This is a genomic window from Leifsonia sp. PARNA 1/14 (genome assembly GCF_055720965.1).
Genome location: NZ_JBVQSP010000001.1, coordinates 661,207 through 667,844 on the forward strand (window position 1 = coordinate 661,207; position 6,638 = coordinate 667,844).

Here is a 6,638-nt window from a genome sequence, read left to right on the forward strand (position 1 = left end):
ACTCGACCAGTCCCCGTTCGCTCTCCTCGTCGGGATGCTGCTCGATCAGCAGATCGCGATGGAGACCGCGTTCACCGGCCCCGCCAAGCTCCGCGACCGGCTCGGGTCGCTCGACCCGGCCGGCATCGCCGCGCTGGACCCCGACCGGCTCGTCGAGGTGATGAAGCAGACGCCGTCGGTGCACCGGTTCCCGGGCTCGATGGCCGGCCGGCTGCAGTCGCTGGCCTCCGCGATCGTCGCCGAGTGGGGCGGCGACACCGCCGCGATCTGGACGCAGGGCGACCCCGACGGCGCCGAGGTGCTGCGCAGGCTGAAGGCGCTGCCGGGCTTCGGCGAGCAGAAGGCGAAGATCTTCCTCGCACTGCTCGGCAAGCAGAAGGGGCTGGACGTCCCCGGCTGGCGGGAGGCGGCGGGCGACTACGGGCTGGAGGGCTACCGTTCCGTGGCCGACATCGTCGACGCCGACTCGCTCACCCGGGTGCGCGAGCACAAGCGGGCGGTGAAGGCCGCGGCCAAGGGCTGAGGCTCACCCGCGCACGAGGCCCCCGCGCGCCGCGGATGTCGGCGGGCGCCGATAGCGTTGCGGTGTGTTCCTACTCGACGGGGTGATCGTCACCAGCGCCAGCGACCTGACCGAGGCGTCGAAATGCGAGTTCGCCTTCCTGCGCTCGCTCGATGTGAAGCTGGGGAGGATCGAGAAGACCGACGAGGTCGACGACCCGATGTACGTGCGCTCCTCCCGGCTGGGCGACGAGCACGAGCACCACATCCTCGAGCGCTACCGTGAACAGTTCGGGGCCGGCGTCGCCGAGATCGGGCGGCCGGAGTCGCTCACGGCCGACTCGCTGGCGGAGGCGGTCGCCGACACCGCGCGCGCCTTCGCGCGGGCGAGCGAGGTGGTCTTCCAGGCCACATTCTTCGACGGCTCGTTCGTCGGGTTCGCCGACTTCGTGGTGCGCCTCCCCGACGGCCGCTACCGCGTGCAAGACTCCAAGCTCGCCCGCAGCGCCCGCGTGACCGCGCTGCTCCAGCTCGCCGCCTACGCGGAGCAGCTGCGCCGCACCGGCGTGGAGGTCGACGGAACCGTGGAGCTGCTGCTCGGAGACGGATCGGTGAGCGAACACAGGCTCTCCGATATCGAGCCCGTCTACCGCAAGCGGCGCGCCCGCCTCCTGCAGATCATCGCCGAGCACATCGCCGACCCCGGGCCGGTGGCCTGGGGCGACCCGCGGTTCACCGTCTGCGGCCGCTGCGACACCTGCGACGCCGAGGTGCAGGCCGCGCGTGACGTGCTGCTCGTCGCGGGGATGCGCGTGACGCAGCGGGAGCGCCTGTTCGCCGCCGGCATCACGACGATCGACGCGCTCGCCGCCTCCACCGCGCCGGTCGAGGGCGTCCCCGAGGGCACGCTGACAGGGCTGCGCGAACAGGCGCGGCTGCAGCTGGAGGCCGTCGAGGGCGCACCCCCGCCGATCCGCGTCTTCAACGCCCCGGTGCTCGCCGTGCTGCCGGAGCCCGATCCCGGTGACATCTTCTTCGACTTCGAGGGCGACCCGCTCTACACGGAGGGCTCGGGGGAGCGCTGGAACCTCGACTACCTGTTCGGGATGGTCGATCAGGACGCACGGTTCACCGCGTTCTGGGCCCACGACTTCGCCGAAGAGCGCGTGGCGCTCGAGCGGTTCCTCGCGTTCGTCCGGGAGCGACGGGCCGCCTTCCCCGGGATGCACATCTACCACTACGCCGCCTACGAGCAGACGCACCTGCTGTCCCTCGCCGCCCGGCACGGGGTCGGCGAAGAGGAGGTCGACGCCCTGCTCCGGGACTCCGTGATGGTCGACCTCTACCCGCTGGTGCGCAAGTCCGTGCGCGTGGGGTCGCGGTCGTACTCGATCAAGAAGCTCGAGCCGCTCTACATGGGCTCCGAGCTGCGGCAGAGCGAGGTGACGAACGGCGCCGACTCGATCACCGAGTACGCCAACGCCCGCGACCTCATCGCGCTGGGCCGCCTCGACGAAGCGCAGCCGCTGCTCGACGCGCTCGGCGACTACAACCGGTACGACTGCGTCTCGACGCTGCGCCTGCGCGACTGGCTGCTCGCCCGGGCCGAAGAGAACGGCGTCCCTATCGGCGCGGCTCCGCTCGAGGAGCCCGAGGTCGCTCCCGAGGCGTCCCCGCTGCGTGCGGGCCTGCTGGCGTACGCAGGCGACCCGCTCGACCCGCACCGCACGCCCGACCGGGAGGCCGTCGCACTCGCCGCCGCGGCGATCGACTTCCACCGGCGCGAGCAGAAGAGTTTCTGGCAGAGCCACTTCTCCCGGCTGATCCAGCCGGTGGAGGAGTGGGCGGACACGCGCGACGTGCTGGTCGTCGAGACCGCCAGGGTCGTGCGCGACTGGTATCTCGACGAGGGCCAGCGTGTCGAGCGACGCGAGCTCCTGCTCTCGGGCCAGTGGGGTGCGGGCAGTGCGGTGCGCGTCAGCGAGAACTCGGGGCCGTACCTGCTCTACGAGTACCCGGGCCCGTTCCGGCTTATGCGGGCGCAGCCGGGCGCGCGAACGGTGCGTACCGTCGCCGTCATCGACGTCACCGACGACGGCTCGGTGCTGGTGCGCGAGACGCTGCCGGAGGACGTCGCCGCATACCACCACCTCCCGACCGCGCTGACGCCCGCGGCCCCGCCCAACACGCGGCCGCTCGCGGAGGCCATCCGGGAATGGGGGACAGCCCTGCTCACCGCGCTGCAGGCCGGGCGCTGGCCGGCGAACGCGACGGTCGACCTGCTGCGCCGCACTCCACCGCGCACCCGTTCCGGCGTTCTCGCGCCCGAGGGGCCGCAGGACGGCAGCGGCCGGATCGCGGCCGTCACCGCCAGCCTCCTCGATCTGGACGCGTCGTATCTCGCCGTGCAGGGGCCTCCCGGAACCGGCAAGTCGTACCTCGGCGCGCACGTGATCGCTCGCCTGGTCGCCGACCACGGCTGGCGCGTCGGCGTCGTGGCGCAGTCGCACGCCGTCGTCGAGAACCTGCTCGACCGCGTCGTGGCCACCGGGCTCGACCCCGCCCTCGTCGGCAAGGTGCCGAGCGGCGCCGCCGAGTCGCCGCGGTTCACCCCGCTGCGAAGGAACGGCCAACTGGAGTTCGCCGCGGAGCGCGAGGCGAGCGGCTTCGTGCTCGGCGGCACAGCGTGGGACTTCGCCAATCCGGCGCGCTTCCCGCGCGAGAGCCTCGACCTGCTCGTCGTCGACGAAGCCGGCCAGTTCTCGCTGGCGTCGACCATCGCCGTCGGAGTGGCGGCCCACAACCTGCTGCTGCTCGGCGACCCGCAACAGTTGCCTCAGGTGAGCCAGGGGAGGCATCCCGAGCCGGTCGACGGCTCCGCCCTCGGCTGGGTGAGCGACGGGCACGACGTGCTCCCGGCGGAGTTCGGCTACTTCCTCGCCGAGAGCCGCCGCCTCCACCCGGCTCTCGCCCGGTCCGTGTCCACGCTGTCGTACGAAGGGCGGCTGCACGCCCACCCGAGCGCTGGTGAGCGCGAGCTCACCGGCGTCGTCCCCGGCCTCCACCCCGTGCCCGTCGCGCACACCGGCAACGCCACGGCGTCGCCGCAGGAGGCCGACGTCGTCGTCGCGCTCGTGCGCGACCTGATCGGGCGCTCCTGGACGGATCCCTCCGCCGACCGCGACGACTCGCCGCTCGGCCCGAGCGACGTGATCGTCGTCACCCCCTACAACGCGCAGCTGGCCGAGGTGCGCGAGGCGCTCGACGCCGCCGGCTATCCGGAGGTGCGCGTCGGCACTGTCGACAAGTTCCAGGGGCAGGAGGCCGCGATCGCGATCGTCAGCCTCGCCGCATCCTCGGCGGCCGACGTCCCGCGGGGGATGTCGTTCCTGCTGTCGAAGAATCGGCTCAATGTCGCGATCTCCCGGGCGAAGTGGGCGGCATACCTCGTCCATTCACCGGAGCTGACCGAGTTCCTGCCGACAACACCCGCCGGGGTGGGTGAGCTGAGCGCGTTCATCCGGCTCGTGGAGCGCGACTGAGCAGGCAGGGGCGATCGACCAGGAGCGGCGACTGGTGGGCCGCGGGGGCGCGCGTTACCGTGGAGGGGTGTCACCGGAAGAACTCGAGGAGCTCGTCATCCTGCGACGAGCGCGCGATCTGATCGATCGTCAGTACTCCGAGCCGCTCGACGTGCCCACGATGGCGGCCTCGGCCTTCATGTCGCCCTCGCATTTCTCCCGGCGGTTCCGCGCGGTGTACGGCGAGACGCCATACAGTTACCTGATGACGCGGCGAATCGAGCGCGCCATGTCGCTGCTGCGCGAGGGGATGACCGTCACCGAGGCCTGCATGGCCGTGGGCTGTACCTCCCTCGGCTCCTTCAGCTCCAAGTTCGCGGAAGTCGTGGGCGAGTCGCCGACGAGCTACCGCACGCGAGAGCACCGCGCGGTGATGGCGATGCCGAACTGCATCGCCAAGCAGCGCACGCGGCCAGTGCGCTCGAAGCCGATCCCGGGCTAGTGGCGCCGCGGCGAAACGGTGCAAGACCGAGCAGGAATGGAGAAGCGCCCGGCGGAAGCCCTTCCTAGAGTGGTCGCATGACCATTTCGCTTCAGTACTCGCACATCACCGTCACCGACCCGGAGGAGTCTCTCGCGTTCTACCGCGACGCGCTGGGCCTCGACGTGCTCAACGACGTCGCGTCGGGCGGCCACCACTGGATCACGCTCGGCGTCGCCGGGCGGGAAGGCACCGAGATCGTGCTGTCCGACCCGTACGCCGGCCGTTCGCAGTCGGACGGCGACGCCATCCAGGAGCTCGTGGCGAAGGGCGTGCTCACCAACGTCGTGTTCCGTACCGAGGACGACCTCGACTCCGTCTTCGAGCGCGTGCGTGCCAGCGGTGCGGAGGTCCTCCAGGAGCCGAAGGACCAGCCCTGGGGCCCCCGCGACTGCGCGTTCCGGGACCCGTCGGGAAACATGGTGCGCATCCTGCAGTCGACGGCGCAGCCGCAGAACGCCTAGCGCCCGACGGGGCCGCGCTCAGGTCTCGCGGCGGGGAAACTGGTTGAGCTTCAGCAGCGGCCCACCGGGAACACGACGGATCGCCTGGCGTCCGAAGCCCGTGTCCTGCACGCCGCCGAGGTCATCGGCCAGCACGGCCTCCAGATCGTCCACGACGGCGGTCAGCTCGACGAGCCCCGTGTCCTGGTTCGGGTTCGGCGGGTGGCCGAGCAGCTGGAGTTCTTCGCCGGAGGCGAAATCGGATCCGTGCGAAGTCGCCCTCCGGTGATCGTGCGACGGTCTCGGCTCCCAGCCCCTCGAAGAGAGGCAGCGCGGCAGCGACCGAATCGACGTGGACGAGTGGCACGATCCGGACCGCGGCCGACCGCTCGGGGCGGGATGCCGGCTCGTAGGTGCCGAAGCTCCATTCGTTGCCTTCGGGATCGAGGACGCGCGCCCGTCGTCCTCCCCAGTCGGTGCCCTCAGGCTGGATGACCGCCCGGCCGCCGGCCTCGACAGCGCGCGCGAAGGTGTCGTCGACATCGTCGAGGCGGAGGTAGAGACCGGCTCCCGTCGAGGTGCCGACGAGCGGGCGGCCGGCCCGGGGACGGTCGCTGCTGGAGAGCATCAGCGCGGCGTCACCGCGGTTCAGCTCGGCATGCTGCACCCGGCCGTCCGGGGCGTCGAATCGGGCGACGACATCGAAACCGATCGCGACCAGCCAGTCGATCGCAGCCGGCGCGTCCCCGTACTCGAGATACGCGTAGAGCTTCTCCATGGCCGCACGATACGCCGCTCCGGCAGGAGCGGACCAGCGGCCGGACGTCAGTCGCGCACGGCGACGGCCGCGAACTCCCGCACCTGATGCGCGACCGTCGCCGCGCAGGTGCTGAGCACCGGCGCCGACAGGCGTTCGCCGACCTCCACGACGACCCGGCGACCGCGGTGCAGCAGAACGACGGTCCAGCCGTGCGGATGCGGATGCTCGCCGATCACCCGGTAGGCATCGATCTCGTCGTCTGTGGACCGGTCGCGCGCGAACGCGATCGCGGCCTGCGCGACCGTGCTGACGCTGGTGCGGCCGCGCAGGTAGCGCGGGTCCACGCGTCCGTCGGCGTAGCGGTCGACCACGGTGCCGGCTTCGTCCGCCGGCACCGCGCCGTAGAGCAGGCCGTGCGGGAACAGGATCATCGTCGCCGCGAACCGGTCGCCGCCCAGGTGCGAGCACTCCCAGGTCTCCTCGGGATGGCTGCGCGCGAGAGCCTCCACCACTGGGCGTCCGCGCACCGCGCAGCACTGGTCGTGCCGGGCGTGGGCGCAGACGGCGAACACCGGACGGTCGGAGGCCTCCCCGATGGAACCGTCCAGCGGGATGTCGGCCAGGAGCGCCGGATCGTCGACGACTCCCCAGTGGATGCTCGTCCGGCCGGGTCGCGCATCCACGTACGCCCAGCGCCAACGTGTCTGCCCGCGACGTTCGTCTGCGCGGAGGCGCGTGCGCCGGATGGCCAGCGGCCGCACCCCGGCCGACTCGGCGCGGCCGACGATCGCCGCGCCCAGGGCCGGGTCGAGGTCGGAGTCGAAGAAGGCGTGGCGTCCCCACGAGCCCTCCAGCTCGACCAGGAGCCACCA

At 71.8% G+C, this 6,638-nt stretch carries 7 protein-coding genes; 4 read left to right on the top strand and 3 right to left on the bottom strand.

Annotation, left to right across the window (positions count from 1 at the left end; genetic code table 11):
* The 4 genes from AC0HS0_RS03350 to AC0HS0_RS03365 all read left to right on the top strand — a co-directional run.
* Positions 1–523, top strand: a 523-nt coding sequence (locus tag AC0HS0_RS03350) for an HhH-GPD-type base excision DNA repair protein (RefSeq protein WP_472961639.1), incomplete at its 5' end; no start/stop codon positions are given.
* Between the two features lie 64 nt (positions 524–587).
* The gene (locus AC0HS0_RS03355; RefSeq protein WP_472961640.1) at positions 588–4,043 is read left to right on the top strand and encodes a TM0106 family RecB-like putative nuclease; all 3,456 of its coding nucleotides are present in this window, start codon (positions 588–590) and stop codon (positions 4,041–4,043) included.
* A 67-nt stretch (positions 4,044–4,110) separates the two neighbouring features.
* Positions 4,111–4,524 carry a helix-turn-helix transcriptional regulator gene (locus AC0HS0_RS03360; protein WP_472961642.1) on the top strand — a complete coding sequence of 138 codons (414 nt, stop codon included), beginning with the start codon at positions 4,111–4,113 and terminating at the stop codon, positions 4,522–4,524.
* A 77-nt stretch (positions 4,525–4,601) separates the two neighbouring features.
* Complete coding sequence (locus AC0HS0_RS03365; RefSeq protein WP_472961644.1) at positions 4,602–5,027, top strand: VOC family protein; 426 nt, start codon at positions 4,602–4,604, stop codon at positions 5,025–5,027.
* Positions 5,028–5,045: 18 nt separating this feature from the next.
* Here the strand turns inward: AC0HS0_RS03365 and AC0HS0_RS03370 are convergent, their stop codons facing one another.
* From AC0HS0_RS03370 to AC0HS0_RS03380, 3 genes are all read right to left on the bottom strand, one after another.
* A complete protein-coding gene (locus AC0HS0_RS03370) occupies positions 5,046–5,180 on the bottom strand; it encodes a hypothetical protein (protein WP_472961645.1) in 135 nt (44 codons plus the stop codon).
* Positions 5,149–5,784 carry a VOC family protein gene (locus AC0HS0_RS03375; protein ID WP_472961646.1) on the bottom strand — a complete coding sequence of 212 codons (636 nt, stop codon included), beginning with the start codon at positions 5,782–5,784 and terminating at the stop codon, positions 5,149–5,151. Before AC0HS0_RS03375 ends, AC0HS0_RS03370 begins: the two co-directional genes overlap by 32 nt.
* A gap of 47 nt (positions 5,785–5,831) precedes the next feature.
* Positions 5,832–6,638: sucrase ferredoxin (locus tag AC0HS0_RS03380; protein WP_472961647.1), on the bottom strand; the 807-nt coding region annotated here is incomplete at its 5' end.

Bases quoted from the DNA above. Each gene is read 5' to 3' on its own strand.
- AC0HS0_RS03365 (WP_472961644.1), top strand. From the start codon at position 4,602: ATGACCATTTCGCTTCAGTACTCGCACATCACCGTCACCGACCCGGAG.
- AC0HS0_RS03375 (WP_472961646.1), bottom strand. From the start codon at position 5,784: ATGGAGAAGCTCTACGCGTATCTCGAGTACGGGGACGCGCCGGCTGCG.